The organism is Kribbella sp. NPDC049584, from assembly GCF_040675555.1.
Classification (GTDB): Bacteria; Actinomycetota; Actinomycetes; order Propionibacteriales; family Kribbellaceae; genus Kribbella.
In genome coordinates this window covers 637,446-654,544 of sequence record NZ_JBFAPF010000001.1, presented here as the reverse complement: position 1 = coordinate 654,544, position 17,099 = coordinate 637,446, and the positions used below count along the sequence as shown (strand labels likewise).

The window sequence follows — 17,099 nt, the reverse complement described above, 5'->3', positions numbered from 1 at the left end:
TCATGGCAAACTGTCCCGGCAACCACGATCCCCCGTGGGGTAATCGGCAGCCCGCGAGACTTTGAATCTCGAAGACCAGGATCGAAACCTGGCGGGGGAGCTTTTCTGTACTTGCGCAAGTCCGCGGTGTGTGGGGTGGATGGGGTTCGTCCCCACGCGGTGCTACGCGCGACTCGTTCCTCGCCGTGCTACGCGCCGCTCCCACCCACCCCGCGCTCATCGCGCTATCTGCGCGCTTATCGCGCGTGACCGCATCCGTCGTGGGCTGGTCCGCCGTTTGTGGGCTGGATGGGCCGGTGAGCGGGTGTCCGGTGGGCGCATCGTGTTAGGGGAGTTCGCGACCTGGTGCTCATGCCGTTCACAGCTTCGCGGGCACATGAGGCCTACGTGTCGCACTCTGGGGGGGCCGTCGTCGGCTCACATCAGCGGAATCGGTGAACAATCCGCACCAGCTAGGTCGGCTGTGATCCTCCAAAGGATCCGCAAGACATGTCCGGAGTCAAGCTGCTTCGGGCCGCCGCGTCCCGTCTGACGTCTCCGGGCCGCTGGCAGGTCGCTCCGGGCACCGACAGTCGTCCCGGACGCGCGGCTGCGGGCCCCGGCCACAGACGGCTAACGTCCGCGCTGCACACCACGAAACGTTAGTGCACATTCAGGTCACGTGACGCACCATGGTCCACATGAGGGCCACCGCCAAGACGCTGCACGGGAAGGCGCTGTCTTCCATGCGCACGGCCATGACCGCCTTCAACAGCCCGCACGACGACGGCCGACCCACGGTCGTGCTCCTCCATCTTCAGCACGCGTTCGAGATGCTCCTCAAGGCCGCACTCTTCCAGAGAGGAGCCAAGGTCTTCGACAAGAAGTCTGGCCGCAGCATCGGCTTCGAGGCGGCGATCAACCAGTCCTGTCAGCTGGCGGGCTTCAAGGTGACCCAGGACGAGGCCGGGACACTTCGGGCCATCGACGCCCTCCGGGACGACGAGCAACACTGGTTCAACGACGTCTCCGAGGGCTTGCTCTACCTCCACGCCCGGGCTGGGGTGACGCTGTTCGACGAGCTGCTTTTCCGCGCTTTTAAGCAGCGGCTGGCGGACCACCTGCCCAACCGCGTGCTTCCGGTCTCGACGGAGCCTCCTCAAGACATTCTCGCGCTCGTGGACAGCGAGTATGCCAACATCTCCGAGCTGCTTAAACCGGGCCGGCGAGCCCGCGGGGAGGCACGCGCCAAGATCCGTACGCTCCTGGCGCTTGAGGCGCACGTCGCCGAGGACACGAAGGTCAGTGACTCCGACGTGAACCGCGTCGAGAAGGGCATCAAGGCCGGCAAGACGCGCCAGCAGGTGTTCCCGAAACTGAGCTCCCTCGCCGCCGACATCAGCGGAGAGGGACTGACGGTCAAGGTCAAGATCGTTAAGCAGGTGGACGCTCTGCCAGTGCGGCTAGTGCGTGACGGCGACGGCGGTGAGGCCGTGGACGCCGCAGCGGTCCGGGAGGTGGACCTCCAGAAGAAGTTCCACTGGTCGCTCTTCGACCTGGCCGACAAGCTGAGAATCTCGCGACCCCGGGCGACTGCACTCCGTGAGCACCTCGGCATCGACAAGGACTCCGAGTGCCTGCACATCTTCGAGTTCGGGTCGCAGAAGCACCCGCGCTACTCCGACAACGCCATGACCCGCATGCGCGACGCCATCGCCAGACAGGACATGGATGCGATTTGGAAGTCGCACGGCCCCGGCCGGCGCTCGAGGCCCCGCCCCCAGTGCACCCAGAGCGACTGCGCCGACGCGAAGGGTCAGGAGGCGTCCTAGCGGTTGACGGTTGCTCGACGCCTATGTGTCCCGTAGCGCGCCTGGACGACCGGTCGTGCCGTTCTCAGCCAGCAATTCGTCGGTTCGCCGCGAGCCCGGTGATGAGTGGCTGTGGAGTGCCCAATCAGCGCGCGGATGCCCCTATCGGCGACCCGCTATTGGATGCCTTCCCTGTCTTCCGACAGAGGAGGCGCGACGAAGACTGCAACGCCGCCCAGCGTGCGTGGGAGGCGAGTTGTGTCGAGCCGCTCGGAACGTACTTCGGGCGACGCACTCGCCCGAAGTACGAGTTCTCGCACGTATGGCGGTGACTCATCCCAGCTTCGATAGCCGCGCGCGGCTCGGAGAGCCTGCTGCCTTGTGGACTCCTGCCGCGCCTCCGCTTCTTGTGCGATCAGGTCGGTCACGAGGTCTGCTGCGTAGAAACTTAGGGAGTCTGGTCCACCGCCAGGCCAGAAGGGAGAAGCTTCATCCACGCGCAAGGCGATGGGACAAAGCGCTGCGCACGACCATGGCCTACTGAGCGAACCAGCCTGCGCGAGCGACATATCGCCTGAGTCGGCGAGGCGAAGTGCGGCCTCGCCCGACAAAAGCGATACGCCAAAGACGTGAGCCCCTTTGGGTTCCGTGCAGCAACGCCATGCAAAACAGCTCAGGTCTAATTCCGGACCGTTGTATAGGGCGTAGACCGCCGGGACCCCATCACGGTCGGCGGCGCTGATGAGCCGGTCGACTTGGCGCTTCGTGCTCAGCCGTGGCTTATAGGCAAAGTCGTAGTACGGCTTTCCGGCCTTGACCTTCAACTTCTTGGCTTGGACACGCATCCCGTACATCCGCTGCCCGACGCCGTCGCAGAACCACCATTCCCAATCGGCGCCGGTCGTCCGGCTCTCCTGGTATTTCGTGAACGGTTCGATCTCGAGATGACGGCCAAGCGCAACCCGCAGATCAAGCAGGAGTGTCTCGGTAATCGTCTCTTCACCGGCCGGCACAGAGAGCGCGGTTGCAAGATGCAGGCGGTCATGCACCCAGGCCGCCTTGTCGCGAAGCGCCTGTCCAATAAACTCGCGCGAGATGCTCCAGTCACGTCCGTTCGATCTGATCACCGGCTCAGTCTCCCTGAACCAGGGCTGTAAAGCTGCCGATCAGACGCGGAAGCTTACTTCGCCGCCCCTGGGACACGTCGAACGACCGGATCTGCCGCGATCAGTGTCTTGCGGCTGTGCAGATCGCCGAGCGGACAGGCCTCGCGCATCTGTCGGCAGAAATAGCCGTCTAGGTCGAGCATCGGGTGCGGGGAGCCTGACAGTGGGGAGGGGGAGCCGCTTCGCTAGCATCGGGTGGTGGCGGTGACGGCTTCTGGGGTGTTTCGGCGGACTGCGGTTGAGCGGGCGGATCAGCGGGTTTCCTGGGAGCGGACGGATCGGGCGTTCTTTTCGAGTGGGGCGTGTCATGTGCTGGCCTGGGTGTGCAGGGATTTCTATCCCGGGCAGGGGATCGACTTGGCGGCCATGTACTTGGGGGACTTCGAGCATCCGCTTCATGTGTATGCGAGGTGGGGCACGTGGGCGTTCGATGCGTCGGGGTGGAACGCTGAGTCCGAACTCCTGCAGGTCAACAGCGAGTTCGAGGGTCTCCCTGTCCGTGAGGTGGAGACGATCTCCAGTGACCTTCGGGAGTTCTGCGAAAAGCACGTGCATCGACAGCCACACCAGTACTGGGCAGATCCGACGGAACGCGCACGCGCCTACGTAGCCCAGTACGAACCGTCCTGGCTCTAGGTGCCTCGCCCGGAGGCTTCAGGTGGGCGTCCTACTCGGTGGCGTCGCTGTCCGGCCAGACGGGCTCGTGGTCGAATCCGTGTTGGGCGAGGCAGTAGTTGGCTGACCAGCGCACCTCGGCGTCGCGGTCGTGTGCGGCGCGCTCCAGGGTTGCGCGGACTGCCTCGCCGGGGTGGTCGGTCAGACACATGACTGCCGAGTCTCGAGCTTCGGGGATCGGGTCTTCGACGGCCATCTGGAGAATCGCGGGCAGCGTTCGCGGGTCGTTTCGCCAGCGCGCGGAGATGCGAATGACGCTCTCGTGACGGACTCGCCAGTCCTCGTGACTCAATCCTTGGCGCAGTTCTTCCCACGTGTGCAGGGCTTGCGCCGTGGCCCTTGCGGACGACCAGAGCAACCGATCTTCCACGAACCGCGGGTCACCGTCTTCGATGATCGGGATGACGATCGGTCCAATGCGGAACTCGTCAGGCCCATCCGGATCCGCTTCGTCCACACGCCCAGTTGAATCGATGCCCCATCAATCTGGCAACCGAAATCTGCCGCGCAGATCGGGGAATCGGACACGTGTGCATATCGCTCGATCAAGTCTTTTGGGTCGGCCTGGTGAGCACGACCATGAGCAGGCCGAGGGGGCCGAGGACGCCGTACATCGGGTGGTAGATGCCCTTCGCCTTTGCCAGGTACTCCGCGGCGTCGGACCACCTGAGCTGACAGAAGACGACGGATGCGAGACCCGCCAAACCAATCGTCCACCGAAGCCAACCCTGCGCGGCTCCGGCGAAGGCAACGAGCGCAGCCACACCGACCGTCGTCGCAGCTGCCACCGCGAACGCACGCCAGAACTTCCGCATGATCGCCGCACGTGGAGGAAAGATCTGCGACTCGGATGACATGCCCGCATCGTAGATGCGACAGACGCTGCGGGCCTCGGAGTACCGCACCACACGAGGTGAGGCTCGGGCGATCGCCGGCCGAGTGGTCCGCGTGAAGGTTTAGTTTTGCGGAGGCCGTCCAGGACCAGTTAGGCGAAATGCCTCCGAAGATCGGGCATAGTGCCTTGGGCGTGCAACCGGATCCTTCTGTCGGGACTCGTGTGGGGAAAGGGTTCGAGCTGGGGAGTGGTGATGGCTGACGGCGACACGGTGCGCGAGCTGTACGAGGGGTGCTACCGGCGCCTGGTCGGGCAACTGTTCGCGATCTGCGGGAACCTGGGCGAGGCCGAGGACGCCGTACAGGAGGCATTCGTCCGGGCGGTCGAGAAGCCCCGGCGGTTCGCGCAGCTCGAGAACCCGGAGGCGTGGCTGCGGGCGGTCGCGTTGAACGCCGTACGTCGGAGGTACCGGCGCGCGACCCGATTCCACGGGCTGCTGTCGCGTGCAGGGGTTCCCGAGACGACGGTGACCGGGATGTCCGCGGATCGGGTCGCGTTGGTCGAGGCGCTGCGACAGCTCCCGTACGAGCAGCGCGAGGCGATCGTGCTGCACCACATCGTCGACCTGCCGGTGCGTGAGATCGCCGTACAGCTGCGCGTCCCTGAAGGGACGGTGAAAGCTCGCCTTGCCCGAGGCAGGGCGCGCCTGGCCCCGCTGGTCCACGAGTTCGCCGACGACGCCGAGGAGGTTAACCATGTCTGAGTTGAAAGAACTGTCCTGGGACGTGCAGGAAACGGTTCAGCCGTTGCCCTTCGAGGCTCTGGAGCGCCGCGGTATCCGCCGCCGGCACCGTCGGCAGGCGCTGACCGGGGCCGGTGTCGCCGCGGCGGTGACGATCGCAGTACTGGCTGCCGTCCTGCCGCTCGGGAACCTGACCGGCACTGAGAAACCGTCAGCCGGCCAGACGTCGATCCCGGTCGACCAAGCGGCCGAAAAGGTGATCCACGACAAGAAGGCGGCAATGTTCGGCGTCGCGTTCGCCACACCGACGCGGTGGGCCGCGGTGTGGTCGATAATGCAGCCGGGATCCACCTGGAAGTCCGCCGCGGTGCTGAGCCGCGACGGGGTGCGGGCCACCGCCCCGGTGCGTAAGAACGACTACTCCGTGGTGCGGGCCGGGGACGAGGTGCTGGCACTGTCGATGCCGACGAGCATGAAGGGGAGCGATCCGACCTGGGCGCAGGCCGTCATGGTCCGTCTGACGGATCAGGGCCGGATCGAGAAGAAGCTGCACTGGGCTCCGCCGACGACCGAGTTCGGAGCCGACGACGTACTGCTGGCGTCCGGCACCCTACGGGCGCTGAATCCGGAAACCGGCACTCTACGGGAGGTGAAGATTCCCGGGATCGACAACGCCGGCCAGCCGCAACGCGACAGCACCGGACGGTGGTGGGTGGTCGCCGCCAGGAACAGCGGCGTCGGCAACATCTACTGGACCGATGACCACGGCAAGACCTGGGGCCACTCCGTCATCAGCCAGGGCCGAATGGGCGGCGACCTCGGAGTGAGTCCGGACGGCCGCACCCTCGTGGCGATCCCGGGCAGGAAGCCTGCCCGGACGGATGACGGTGACGTGGTACCGCTGCGGTTGTCCACCGACCGGGGCGAACACTGGACCACAGTGGCAACCCGGGATGCGCCGTACCTGCAGTCGCCCGTTGCCTTCGACAACGGGACGGGCCTCGCGCTCTACCAAGGGGGAAAGGACCGCGAACTCCTCCGACCCGGCGCCGGCAAGCCGTTCACACCGCCGACCGACCTGGGCAACCTGATAGCAGTAGGCGACTTCGTCTACGGCATGCAATACAACGGCAACCACGCCATCACCAGCAGCGACCGCGGCAAAACCTGGAAGTACGTCGACCCTCGCTAACCGGCGCGTACTGCAGCAACCTCGCGCCGAGCCCGGCCGAGGTGGTCATCGTGAATCCACTTTGGTGATGAACTGCCGCGCGTTCGATCCCCCTCTCGGCGATGCCGTCGGACGCGCGGCAGTTCAATTACGCTAAGCGAGCTGTTCCGGGTCGTCCATCGGATGCGGCGTAGGGGCAGACAACTGACTCCCTACAGATCGCCACGTAACGTGACGATTGTTCTGCCCGATGTACTGGCGGGGAGGACTTCGAGATGACGCCACGGCCACCGGCATCACGAGACGACGCCAGCGCCGGGTACTTCCTGGACGCGGCCGCCGAGCTGATCGACGCGATGTTCGACCACGCTATCCGGGAACGCCCACATCGGCTCCGCGGCATCCATTTTCCGGCCGCGCTGGAGTGGATGCGCGTCAGTGATGTTGTCGAGCTCGCGCAGGAACGCCACGGTGGCGGAGCGAGCGAGAAGGCCTTCCGCAACCGGTGGCCCGATCGCAATACGTTCGTCAAGGCGGCGATCATCCACACGATGCTGTACCGCGATGCGCCTGAGGCCAACCCGGCGCTCCATGTGGCGAAGCTGCCGGTCAGCACCGATGCCGCGAGTCTGGCGGACTCCGTGATCGGGCTCTGCGATGGGCTGCTGGAGGCGCTGCAGGCCCGGCCGCGCTCGTACCTGCTGCACCACATCGGACCTCTGCTCGATCAGTACCCGGATCTGAGGACGGCGATCATCGAGGACATCGTCCGCACCCGAGAACCCTGGTTCGAGGGGTACGCCAGGTTGCTCGCGGCACTCCGGCTCAAGCTCAGGCCCGGGTGGACGATCGAGCGAGTAGGCCTGGCGCTGCAGGCGATGCTGGACGGGTTCCTGTTCCGGTCTCGCATTCAGTCCGAGGAGATGAACGAGGCCAGGTCGGCCGAAGCCAGTCTGTTCACGGAGACGGTGATCGCCTTCGTCGTCGGCGTACTCGACCTGGATGATTCACGCGAGTCGACGCACGCGATCCTCGACGCGGCTGCACGAGCAGCGGAAGAGTGATCGCCCACCTCTGGGGCCGTCTGACAGGCGAGGGTCCGTCGTACGCGTGGTTTGTTGCTACGGTCCCGTCGCATGGTGCGGGTGTTGGTGACGGGGATGTCGGGGGTTGGGAAGACGACTGTGCTTGAGGAGTTGGGGCGGCGGGGGTGGCTGACGGTCGACACCGACTACGACGGGTGGGTGCTGGCTGACGGCCGTTGGGACGAGCGCCGGATGGATCAGCTACTGGCCGATGAGCCGGATGTTGTTGTTTCGGGGACGGTTGAGAATCAGGGGCGGTTTTACGATCGGTTCGAGCAGGTGGTGTTGATCAGTGCGCCGGTTGAGGTGCTGATTGAGCGGGTTAGTACGCGGACCAACAATCCGTATGGCAGGACTGCTGAGGAGCAGGCTGAGATTGCGTCGTACGTCGAGACTGTGGAGCCGCTGCTTCGGAGTGGGGCGACGGTGGAGTTGGACGGGCGGAGGCCGGTGGCGGAGTTGGCTGACGTGATTGAAGAACTTCAGCGGTAGTGGTCGGCGGCCCGCTGCACTGTGTTTCGGCGGTCGTGCCAGCGCGGATCGTCGTCGATCAGTTCGCGGATGATGTCGGCGTGGCCGGCGTGCTGGGCCGTTTCGTTGACCATGCGGATCAGCAGGACGCCCAGGGTCGTGTGCCGGCCGCCCTCGGCCCAATGCGCCACGTGGGCCGGGCTGTCCAGGTCCAGCTCGTTGACGGTGGTGTCCGAGTGAGAACAGGCCTGCCGGTACATGCGAACGACGTACTCGCTCGACTCATCCGGCGTCGCCCACATGTCGATCTCGGTGGACGGGTCGTCGCGGAACCACGACGGTCGCTCGATCGGCGGGCGACCGAGCGCCTCCCCGAGGTACCCGTACTCCATGCCGGCCAGATGCTTCACCAGCCCGAGCAGATTCGTACCACTCGGAGTCAGCGGCCGCCGCCGGTCGTACTCCGACACCCCGTCCAACTTCCCAAGCATCACACCCCGACTGCCCTGCAGGGCCTTCAACAGCTCATCCTTCATGCCGCACCTCGACCAATAGTTCGGTCAGCAAGTGACCGAGTTCTGGTGGGAAGATGGTGTCTGTTGTGGTGAGGAGGTCCTGGGCGCGCCACCAATGGAAGCCGAGGATGGTGCGGGTCTCGTAGGCGCTGAGGTTTGCTGGCTGGGGCGTGAAGTGTTCGACGCGGTGCAGTAGCCATTCTTCGTGTACGTCGAAGGCTTTGCCGTTGAACTCGTAGCGGTGATCGCGGCGCCAGATCGGCGCGCCAACCGGAAGATCAACCAACCCAGTCTCCTCGTACGCCTCGCGTGCTGCGGCCGCTTGCAGGGACTCGCCTGGCTCGACGCCGCCGCCGACCGGGTACCAGCACTCGGCGCGTGACTTCGGATCCATGGCGTGGATGAGCAGTACGCGGTCGTCGGCGTCGAGCAGAATCAGCTTCACCGCTAGCCTCGGCATGACCCCTACTTGATCCCCATCTTCCAAGCACCACCGCGATGATTCGGTCAGCTCTCGGCGACGATGACGTCGGAGAGCAGGCGGATGATGGTGTCGATTCTGGCGGCGAGGACTTCGTCGAGCTCCCCGTGGACCCGGATGGCGACCGGATGGGCGAAATCGTCGTTGGCCAGGTGGACGGTGAGAGTTTGGGTGCCGACGATCGGGTAGTCGTACCACCGCTCCGGGGGATCCCAGCTGGTGTGGGGGAGGGCTGTCTCTACGGCCGTCCAGTCCCAGTCGTCGAAGGAGTAGCCGACCAACGCGGAGATGTGTTCGAGGGCCGTGCGGACGTTCGGGGGCCAGATCCAGCCCTGCACCTCCGAGACCGTCATGGCAGTCAGTATGTCGGGCTGTCCGGGCTGGGCGCATCCAAGAATTCGCGGATGTGGTTCGACCAGAGCTCGGGGTTTTCGAAGTGGGACATGTGGGCTGTGTTGGGGATGACGATGAGGTTGCTGGGGACGGCGGTGTGGAGGCGGTGGGCTAGTTGGACGGGGAAGCCCATGTCTTGCTCGCCGTGGAGGATGAGGATGGGTTTGTTGAAGGTGCGGAGGATGTGTTCGGGATCGCCGTGGAACCACGGGTGTGTCAGGCCTTTGATCGCGCGTTCGAGAGACCAGTCGCCTTCGTCGGTGCCGAGGGAGTTGAGGAGTTCGAGGTACGCCGGTGCGAGGTCCAGGTCCCAGACGAAGATCGTGGCGTTGCGCAAGGCCCCATGAGCTTCGTCCTCGATGCGTTGACGGCGGTGGTATTCGGCCCAGTCCGCTAGATATGGGGCGTTGTCCGCGGATGGGTACGCCGATGTGGAGGCGAGCACCAACCGGCGTACCTGGTCGGGATGCTTGTCCACGAAGCCAATCGCGGCGCGACCGCCCGTGGAGAAACCGAGCAGATCGACCTGTCCGAGATTGAGTTGCTCGATCAGGCGATGGGTGTCGCGTACGACGTACTCCGGTTGCAGCTCGTCATCGGACAGGCCGCGGCTGCTCCGCCCGCAACCGCGGAAGTCGAACAGTACGACGTGGTGATCGCGGGCCAGCGGCTCGAAGCCGGGCAGGAGGTACCCGTGGCCGACGTCCGGCCCGCCGTGCATCACCACCAGTGAAGGTTTCTCGCTCCGCTGCCCGAGCTCGCGCACGAACAGCGTCACGTCGCCGACATCCACCAACGAATCACGCATGCGCCGAGGATGGCAGTCCCCTCCGACATACTTGGCCGATGCGGGAGCTGGAGAAGGCGACGTGGACGGAGGCCGACTTCGAGGTCATGGGCTGGCACGACTGCCGCGTCCACGCCGTCAGCATCGGTGTAGCCGAGGATGGCTTCCCGTGGATCAGGGTGCTGCTTGATCTCGACTACATCGTGGAATGGGTGAAGCCGAAGGCGGGCCGTTTCAGCTTCTGGATCACGCCCGCGACGCTGGTGTTCGACGAGGCGTGGGACGTCACCGGCCAGCTCGACCCGACGAACGACCTCCTCGAGATCGCCGACCTTCATCGACTCGACTCACCCGACGACAAGCCGGATCCGTTGTGGCACGTCGAAGGCCAGAACTTCGACCTCCGCCTGCGCGCGCCGGCGTACACGCAGTACCTCCGCAAACCCCCTATCCACAGCGCCGCAGCCCAATACCTGACCCAACCCGAACGCGGCGGCCTGAGCTTCGCCGAACAATCCTTCACCTGAGGTGTGTATGCCGCTGTCGGACAGGAGCGGGCGCGAAGCTGGTCAATCGATGATGCAGAAGATCGTGCCGTCGGGGGACTTGAGGACGACGAAGTCGGGGTTCGGCGGGTAGGGCCAGTCTTCTACTCGTTCGGCGCCGAGGGAGATGAGGCGGTCCACTTCGGCTTCCAGGGTTGAGGATTCGTGGTCGAACCACAGGTCCAGATGGGTGCGGTCGGTCTCGTCGAAGTGGAGGCGGGTCGGCGGGGTCGACGGGGGCGGGATGAGGAAGTCGGGGTTGCCATCGGTGGTGAAACCGAGAGCCTGACTCCAGAACTCGGCCGCGGGGCCGGTTTTCGGGACGTTCAGGATGATTGCTCCGATGGTGAGGGCCATGCTCCAGAGTGGCAGATTCTGGGGTGTACGGCCGCCTACAGCCCCTGATCGGTCACTGAGCGTCCCGGGGACGACGGAGGGTGAGATCGGTCTCGTCGAGGCCGGGTGTGGGGGGTGCCGGAGAGCAAGTAGGCTTGCGCGGGCACTGCATCGGGTGCCCATGCTGATACTTGTTGAAAGAAACTCGCAGGGAACTCGAGGAGAAGACCGCGTGACTTCCCATCGCCCCGCGGCGGTCGTGATCATGGCCGCCGGGCTCGGAACCCGGATGAAATCGGCGACGCCGAAGGTGCTGCACGAGATCGGCGGGCGCAGCCTCGTCGGGCACGCCGTCGTCACCGCCCGGGCACTCGCCCCCGAACACCTGGTCGTCGTGGTCGGCAGCGGCCGCGAACTGGTCGAGGCACACCTGAAGGGTGTCGACCCCGACGTACGGACGGCCGTCCAGGAGCAGCAGCTCGGCACCGGCGACGCGGTCCGCGCCGGGCTGACCGCCGTACCGGCCGACTTCGATGGTTCCGTGATCGTCACGTCGGGTGACGTCCCGCTGCTCGAGGCGGAGACGCTGCACGACCTGATCGCCGACCACGACAAGCAGGGGAACGCGGTCACCGTGCTGACCGCGGAGGTGCCGGACCCGACCGGGTACGGGCGGATCGTCCAGGGCGAGGACGGCGCGGTGGACGCGATCGTCGAGCACAAGGATGCCACCGCCGAGCAGCGCGAGATCCGCGTGATCAACGCCGGCATCTACGTCTTCGACGCGATCACACTCCGTGACGGCCTCAGCCGACTGACCACGGACAACGCCCAGGGCGAGCTGTACCTGACCGACGTCATCTCGATCGCCCGGAACGACGGCAAGCGCGTCGGCGCGCACGTCACCGACGACGCGATGCAGACCGAGGGCGTCAACAACCGCGTCCAGCTGGCCACGCTCGGCGCGGAGCTGAACCGCCGGACGCTGCTCAAGCACATGGTCGAGGGCGTCACGATCGTCGACCCGAACACCACCTGGATCGACTCGACCGTCGAGCTGGCCCCCGACGTCACCCTGCTGCCGAACATCCAGCTGCACGGCGCCACCACGGTCGGCAGCGGTACGACGATCGGCCCGGACACCACGCTGACGGATATGGAGATCGGCGCGAACGCCACGATCATCCGCACCCACGGCTCGCTGTCGGTGATCGGCGACGGCGCGTCGGTCGGCCCGTTCGCGTACCTGCGGCCGAACACCAAGCTCGGCGTGAAGGGCAAGATCGGCACGTTCGTCGAGACCAAGAACTCCACCATCGGCGACGGCGCCAAGGTCCCGCACCTGACGTACGCCGGGGACGCGACGATCGGCGACGGCGCGAACATCGGCGCCGGCACGATCTTCGCGAACTACGACGGCGTCGCGAAGCACCCGACCCACGTCGGCAAGCACTCGTTCATCGGCAGCAACTCGGTCATCGTCGCCCCGCGGACGATCGCTGACGGCGCCTACCTGGCGGCCGGCACGGCGCTGACCGAGGACGTCGGCCCGGGCGAGATCGCGGTCGCACGCGGGCGGCAGCGCAACATCAAGGGCTGGGTCGCGCGGAAGCGGGCCGGCACCAAGACCGCTCAGGCGGCCGAAGCGGCGCTGGCCGAACAGGCCGGCGACGAGCAGTCCTGAACAGCAGAACAACGGGAGGCGCGGCGATGAGCGGGATGAAACGAACCACCGAGAAGAACCTGATGGTCTTCTCCGGCCGGGCGCATCCCGCGCTGGCCGCGCAAGTCGCCGAGGAGCTCGGCAGCGGCCTGGTTCCGACGCAGGCGTACGACTTCGCCAACGGCGAGATCTACGTCCGGTTCGAGGAGTCGGTCCGGGGCAGCGACGCGTTCGTGATCCAGAGCCACACCTCGCCGATCAACGAGTGGATCATGGAGCAGCTGATCATGGTCGACGCGCTGAAGCGGGCGTCGGCCAAGCGGATCACCGTCGTACTCCCGTTCTACGGCTATGCGCGGCAGGACAAGAAGCACCGCGGCCGCGAACCGATCTCGGCCCGGCTGATGGCCGACCTGTTCAAGACCGCGGGCGCGAACCGGCTGATCTGCGTCGACCTGCACACCTCGCAGATCCAGGGCTTCTTCGACGGCCCGGTGGACCACCTGATGGCGCTGCCGATCCTGAGTGACTATGTCGGGGAGAAGTACGGCGACCAGCAGCTGGCCGTGGTCTCGCCGGACGCCGGCCGGATCAAGGTGGCCGAGCAGTGGTCGGCCCGGCTCGGCGGGGCGCCGCTGGCGTTCATCCACAAGACCCGCGACATCGACCGCCCGAACGAGACGGTCGCCAACCGGGTCGTCGGCGAGGTCAAGGGCCGGGTCTGCATCCTGGTCGACGACATGATCGACACCGCCGGCACGATCACCAAGGCCGCCGACGCCCTGTACGCCGAGGGCGCCGCCGGCGTGGTGATCGCCGCGACCCACGCGATCCTGTCCGGCCCCGCGGTGGACCGGCTGAAGAACTGCCAGGCCAGCGAGGTCATCGTCACGAACACGCTCCCGATCGCGGAGGACCGCCGCTTCGACAAGCTCACCGAGCTGTCGATCGCCCCGCTGATCAGCCGAGCCATCCGCGAGGTCTTCGAGGACGGCTCGGTCACCAGCCTGTTCGAGGGCCGCGCCTGAAACTCAGGCCTTCCGCCAGGCGTAGTACGCCGTACCGATGGACGCCGCACACATCGGTACGGCGGTGAGCAGGCCGACCCAGCCGTTGCCGGGGATCACGAAGGTCAGCACGATCGTCAGCCACAGCACCGGGATCCACCGCGGTACGGCGTGGGACCGGAACAGCCCGACCGCCTGGACGACCGTGCCGAGTGCGACCAGCAGCGACCCGATCATCAGCGGGCCCAGCAGATGCAGGGTGTCGTCGCCGATGCGGTCCATCGCCGACGGATCCACGCCGGGAGCGGTTGCGAAGTAGTACGCCGCTGCCCATCCGCCCACGCCGACGGCGTACAGCGCCGTACCGATCCACATGATGAGGCCGCCGACCGTCGCCCAGGCGGCGCCGCGGCGGCGGACGAGGTACACGATCAGCAGTGCCTGGGCCAGGACGTTCAGCACCAGGTTTGCGCTGAGGAAGACGAGCAGTCCCCACCAGCGGTCACGGAGTGGCTGGATGTCGCCGTACGCGTAGGTATCGCCGCCGCCGGAGGGCTCCGGCCAGAGGACCCCGCCTGGCAGGGCGAGGACGGCGGTGGTCGCGAGGACCAGGCCGGCGATCCCGATGCGCCGGCGGGTGATCGGATCGACAGTCGGTACGGCGGACTGCCTGCTGGTTTCCGTGGACATGTGTGGACCCCCTTGATGAGTTCTGACAGTTCAGAGAACCGGTCAACACCCCGTGGGCACATCGGAGCGGCCACGGAGGCAGATCTCCGTGCTGGCTCGGAGCCGTGGAGGCGGATCGCGGCCTTACCCTGACGACATGCGGTGGCCGCGGTGGGTCGCGCTCGGTCTCTCCCTGCTCGTCCTGGCGATGGTCGTGGGGAGCAGTTGGCTCCTGATCGTCTACCGCACCGGTCCGCACACGCTGCGGAATTACGTCGGCCTGGGCGGTGTCGCGACGGCGACTGCGGTCCTCGGACTCGTGATCAGCGTGCGGGTCCCGCGTAATGCTGTCGGGGCGCTTCTCACCTGGGTTGGTGCGACAGCGGTCTTCCTGGCTTCGCGGGACGTCTACTTCAGCGCTGTGGTGGGTGATCCAGGCAGACTGCCGCTGGACAGCCGGGTGGTCGCGTGGTTCGACGAGAGCGGCTGGTGGTTGTTCGTCGCGGTCGGACTGTTGCTGCTGTACTTGCCGGACGGCCGGCTACCCGGTCGGCGCTGGCGAGTGCTCCCGCCGCTGCTGGTGCTGCTCGGCGCTGCACAGCAGGTCTTCGGTGCCTTCAACTCGACGCCGTTCCTCGAGCCTCTCCAAGATCTGCCCAGGCCGTATGCCCCGATGCCGTTGCCGCTCAAGATCCTCAGCGGAGCCACTTTCGGTGCGCTGCTCGTTGCTCTGGTCGCGGTCGCAGTCTCCGTGGTCCTGCGGTACCGGCGAGCCGACAGCAGGATGCGTGCGCAGGTCAAGTGGCTGTCGTTGGCCGGTCTGGCTGCTGTGCTCTATCCGTTCGTCTGCGGGGCCGAGCTGATCATCACCGGCCACACGGGCGTCGTCGCCACTGTCTTCGGCGTGATCGCGTTGGTGAGCCTCCCGGTGTCGGTGGCTATCGCGATGCTGCGGCACGAGTTGTACGACGTCGACCGCGTGCTGGCCGACACCGTCACCTACGGCATCGTCACAGTCGCCCTGCTGACGACGTACGCCGTTGCAGCCGTCGCGCTCGGGCTGGTGATCAGCGACTCGGCAGTCGTAGCTGCTGCGGCCACTGCCGTGTGCGCGCTGCTCCTGTCTCCACTGCGTTCCCGGCTGCAGCGCTGGGTCGACCGGCGGCTCTACCCGCCACGTCGTGCGGCCCTGCTGGCGATCGAAGATCTGCAGCGGCGGATCCACACCGAGCAGGCGCAGCCGGAGGAGCTGGAGACCGCTCTGCGCGCCGCGCTCCGCGATCCGGGCCTCCGAGTCGGTCTGCTCGTCCCAGGAGCGTCCGGCTTCGTAGACGCCGCTGGTACGCCGGTCCGCGGACCCCAGCTCGTGCCGGTGATGCTGGGTGGTGCGCAGATCGGCGTATTGGCGTCTGACGTGCTGAATCCCGCAGTACTGAAGGCTGTGGCGGCTGGGGCAGCCAGTCTGGTCGAGGTGACGCGGTTGCGCGCAGAGCTGGCCAGGGCGCTGCGTGAAGTCGAGGCGAGCCGGACGCGGCTCGTCCAGGCGGGTGATGCCGAACGGCGGCGGCTGGAGCGGGATCTGCATGACGGAGCCCAGCAACGGCTGGTATCGCTCGGTATGGCGATGCGGTTGGCGCAGCGGCACCTGGACGACGGCACGGTCGACGTCGACGGGCTGCTCGACCAGGGGGTCGCGGAGCTGGCGACGGCCGTCGCCGAGCTGCGGCAGATCGCGCACGGTTTGCGTCCGACCAGCCTGGACGACGGACTGCACGCTGCGCTGAGTGCGATCACGCAGTCGTTGCCGATTCCGGTCCGGCTGCAGATCCCGTCCGATCTGCCGGAGGAGTTGGCGACGACGGCGTACTTCGTCGCGGCCGAGGCCGTCACGAACGCGGCGAAGTACGCGAACGCGACTGCGATCGCGGTCCGGGTGGCGCGGGCGGGCGACGAGGTGACGGTGCGGATCGAGGACGACGGGTGTGGGGGAGCGTCACCCCGGCCCGGCTCGGGTCTGAGTGGGTTGCTCGATCGGGTCGCCGCGGTGGGTGGTTCGCTGGAGCTCCGCAGCCCGGCCGGCCGCGGTACGACGGTGGAAGTGGTGCTTCCGTGCGGATCGTGATCGGGGAGGATTCGGCGTTGTTCCGCGAAGGGCTTGCGCGGTTGCTGGCTGATGCCGGGCACGAGATCGCCGGACTGGCCGTCGACGCGCCGAGCCTGATGACGACGGTCGCTCAGACCGCGCCGGATCTGGCGCTGATCGACATCCGGATGCCGCCGGACCACACCGATGACGGCGCCCGGGCCGCCCGCCGGCTGCGGATGCAGAACCCCGAGCTCGGCATCGTGCTGCTGTCCCAGCACGTCGAGACGCGGCACTCCGTCGAGCTCGTCGCGACCGGCCGGTTCGGGTACCTGCTGAAGGACCGCGTTCTCGCCGTAGACCAGTTCCTCGACGCGCTCGACCGGGTCGCCGCCGGCGGATCCGCGCTCGACCCCGAGGTGGTCGCCCGGTTGATCGGGCGACAGCGCGCCGACGACCGCCTCGCGCCGTTGACGCCGCGCGAGCGTGAGGTGCTCACCCTGATGGCCGAAGGCTGCACGAACGTCGGTATCAGCCGGCGGCTGTTCCTGACCGAACGGACCGTGGAGACCCACGTCGGCAGCATCCTCGCCAAGCTCGGGCTGCTTACCAACGACGAGCAGCACCGCCGCGTGCTCGCCGTACTGGCCTATCTTGGGGACCACTGACCGCTCTCCCCGAAGGA

The 17,099-nt window shown here is 66.6% G+C and carries 20 protein-coding genes and 1 tRNA gene; 12 read left to right on the top strand and 9 right to left on the bottom strand.

Going from position 1 to position 17,099, the window contains the following annotated elements; translation table 11 throughout:
- Positions 1-28 precede the first annotated feature (28 nt).
- Both AB0J62_RS03260 and AB0J62_RS03255 read left to right on the top strand, forming a co-directional pair.
- Positions 29-100 (top strand) — tRNA-Gln (locus tag AB0J62_RS03260).
- Positions 101-680: 580 nt separating this feature from the next.
- Positions 681-1,811 (top strand): DUF3644 domain-containing protein, encoded by a 1,131-nt coding sequence (locus AB0J62_RS03255; RefSeq protein ID WP_363863883.1) that lies wholly within the window; start codon positions 681-683, stop codon positions 1,809-1,811.
- Between the two features lie 155 nt (positions 1,812-1,966).
- Here the strand turns inward: AB0J62_RS03255 and AB0J62_RS03250 are convergent, their stop codons facing one another.
- Positions 1,967-2,917: a DUF6615 family protein gene (locus AB0J62_RS03250; RefSeq protein WP_363863881.1), complete on the bottom strand. Its 951-nt coding sequence runs from the start codon at positions 2,915-2,917 to the stop codon at positions 1,967-1,969.
- A gap of 237 nt (positions 2,918-3,154) precedes the next feature.
- Between AB0J62_RS03250 and AB0J62_RS03245 the strand changes: the two genes are divergently transcribed.
- Positions 3,155-3,592: a hypothetical protein gene (locus tag AB0J62_RS03245; protein WP_363863879.1), complete on the top strand. Its 438-nt coding sequence runs from the start codon at positions 3,155-3,157 to the stop codon at positions 3,590-3,592.
- Positions 3,593-3,623: 31 nt separating this feature from the next.
- On the opposite strand, the gene AB0J62_RS03240 is transcribed toward AB0J62_RS03245, so the two are convergent.
- The gene (locus tag AB0J62_RS03240) at positions 3,624-4,088 is read right to left on the bottom strand and encodes a HEAT repeat domain-containing protein (protein ID WP_363863877.1); all 465 of its coding nucleotides are present in this window, start codon (positions 4,086-4,088) and stop codon (positions 3,624-3,626) included.
- 88 nt (positions 4,089-4,176) lie between these two features.
- The gene (locus AB0J62_RS03235; RefSeq protein ID WP_363863871.1) at positions 4,177-4,488 is read right to left on the bottom strand and encodes a hypothetical protein; all 312 of its coding nucleotides are present in this window, start codon (positions 4,486-4,488) and stop codon (positions 4,177-4,179) included.
- A 231-nt stretch (positions 4,489-4,719) separates the two neighbouring features.
- On the opposite strand from AB0J62_RS03235, the gene AB0J62_RS03230 reads away from it, so the two are divergent.
- The 4 genes from AB0J62_RS03230 (at position 4,720) to AB0J62_RS03215 (ending at position 7,956) form a co-directional block, all read left to right on the top strand.
- Complete coding sequence (locus AB0J62_RS03230) at positions 4,720-5,229, top strand: RNA polymerase sigma factor (protein ID WP_363863868.1); 510 nt, start codon at positions 4,720-4,722, stop codon at positions 5,227-5,229.
- Complete coding sequence (locus AB0J62_RS03225; RefSeq protein WP_363863865.1) at positions 5,222-6,400, top strand: sialidase family protein; 1,179 nt, start codon at positions 5,222-5,224, stop codon at positions 6,398-6,400. Before AB0J62_RS03230 ends, AB0J62_RS03225 begins: the two co-directional genes overlap by 8 nt.
- A gap of 254 nt (positions 6,401-6,654) precedes the next feature.
- Positions 6,655-7,443 (top strand): hypothetical protein, encoded by a 789-nt coding sequence (locus tag AB0J62_RS03220; RefSeq protein WP_363863862.1) that lies wholly within the window; start codon positions 6,655-6,657, stop codon positions 7,441-7,443.
- Between the two features lie 72 nt (positions 7,444-7,515).
- Positions 7,516-7,956 (top strand): AAA family ATPase, encoded by a 441-nt coding sequence (locus tag AB0J62_RS03215; protein WP_363863859.1) that lies wholly within the window; start codon positions 7,516-7,518, stop codon positions 7,954-7,956.
- Here AB0J62_RS03215 and AB0J62_RS03210 read toward each other — a convergent pair.
- Genes AB0J62_RS03210 through AB0J62_RS03195 form a run of 4 tightly spaced genes read right to left on the bottom strand, consistent with a single transcriptional unit; the run spans position 7,947 to position 10,132 of the window.
- Entirely contained in the window at positions 7,947-8,471 is a 525-nt protein-coding gene (locus tag AB0J62_RS03210; RefSeq protein WP_363863857.1) for a DinB family protein, read from the bottom strand. The genes AB0J62_RS03215 and AB0J62_RS03210 overlap by 10 nt on opposite strands.
- Positions 8,461-8,910: an NUDIX domain-containing protein gene (locus AB0J62_RS03205; protein WP_363863854.1), complete on the bottom strand. Its 450-nt coding sequence runs from the start codon at positions 8,908-8,910 to the stop codon at positions 8,461-8,463. Before AB0J62_RS03205 ends, AB0J62_RS03210 begins: the two co-directional genes overlap by 11 nt.
- Positions 8,911-8,957: 47 nt before the next feature.
- Entirely contained in the window at positions 8,958-9,284 is a 327-nt protein-coding gene (locus tag AB0J62_RS03200) for a hypothetical protein (RefSeq protein WP_363863851.1), read from the bottom strand.
- Between the two features lie 5 nt (positions 9,285-9,289).
- On the bottom strand, positions 9,290-10,132 hold the full coding sequence (locus AB0J62_RS03195; RefSeq protein ID WP_363863848.1) for an alpha/beta hydrolase: 843 nt from the start codon (positions 10,130-10,132) through the stop codon (positions 9,290-9,292).
- Between the two features lie 38 nt (positions 10,133-10,170).
- Here AB0J62_RS03195 and AB0J62_RS03190 point away from each other — a divergent pair, with 38 nt between their 5' ends.
- Positions 10,171-10,638: a hypothetical protein gene (locus AB0J62_RS03190; RefSeq protein ID WP_363863845.1), complete on the top strand. Its 468-nt coding sequence runs from the start codon at positions 10,171-10,173 to the stop codon at positions 10,636-10,638.
- A 42-nt stretch (positions 10,639-10,680) separates the two neighbouring features.
- Here AB0J62_RS03190 and AB0J62_RS03185 read toward each other — a convergent pair whose 3' ends face one another.
- Positions 10,681-11,013: a VOC family protein gene (locus AB0J62_RS03185; protein WP_363863842.1), complete on the bottom strand. Its 333-nt coding sequence runs from the start codon at positions 11,011-11,013 to the stop codon at positions 10,681-10,683.
- A 211-nt stretch (positions 11,014-11,224) separates the two neighbouring features.
- Here AB0J62_RS03185 and glmU point away from each other — a divergent pair, with 211 nt between their 5' ends.
- The gene (gene glmU, locus AB0J62_RS03180; protein WP_363863839.1) at positions 11,225-12,676 is read left to right on the top strand and encodes a bifunctional UDP-N-acetylglucosamine diphosphorylase/glucosamine-1-phosphate N-acetyltransferase GlmU; all 1,452 of its coding nucleotides are present in this window, start codon (positions 11,225-11,227) and stop codon (positions 12,674-12,676) included.
- A 26-nt stretch (positions 12,677-12,702) separates the two neighbouring features.
- Complete coding sequence (locus AB0J62_RS03175; RefSeq protein ID WP_363863836.1) at positions 12,703-13,683, top strand: ribose-phosphate diphosphokinase; 981 nt, start codon at positions 12,703-12,705, stop codon at positions 13,681-13,683.
- A gap of 3 nt (positions 13,684-13,686) precedes the next feature.
- Here the strand turns inward: AB0J62_RS03175 and AB0J62_RS03170 are convergent, their stop codons facing one another.
- Positions 13,687-14,352 (bottom strand): hypothetical protein, encoded by a 666-nt coding sequence (locus AB0J62_RS03170; RefSeq protein ID WP_363863833.1) that lies wholly within the window; start codon positions 14,350-14,352, stop codon positions 13,687-13,689.
- A gap of 136 nt (positions 14,353-14,488) precedes the next feature.
- On the opposite strand from AB0J62_RS03170, the gene AB0J62_RS03165 reads away from it, so the two are divergent.
- The gene (locus AB0J62_RS03165) at positions 14,489-16,453 is read left to right on the top strand and encodes a histidine kinase (RefSeq protein WP_363863830.1); all 1,965 of its coding nucleotides are present in this window, start codon (positions 14,489-14,491) and stop codon (positions 16,451-16,453) included.
- Positions 16,441-17,082, top strand: a complete 642-nt coding sequence (locus tag AB0J62_RS03160; protein WP_363863827.1) for a response regulator transcription factor — start codon at positions 16,441-16,443, stop codon at positions 17,080-17,082. The genes AB0J62_RS03165 and AB0J62_RS03160 overlap by 13 nt, the downstream gene beginning before the upstream one ends.
- Positions 17,083-17,099 lie beyond the last annotated feature (17 nt).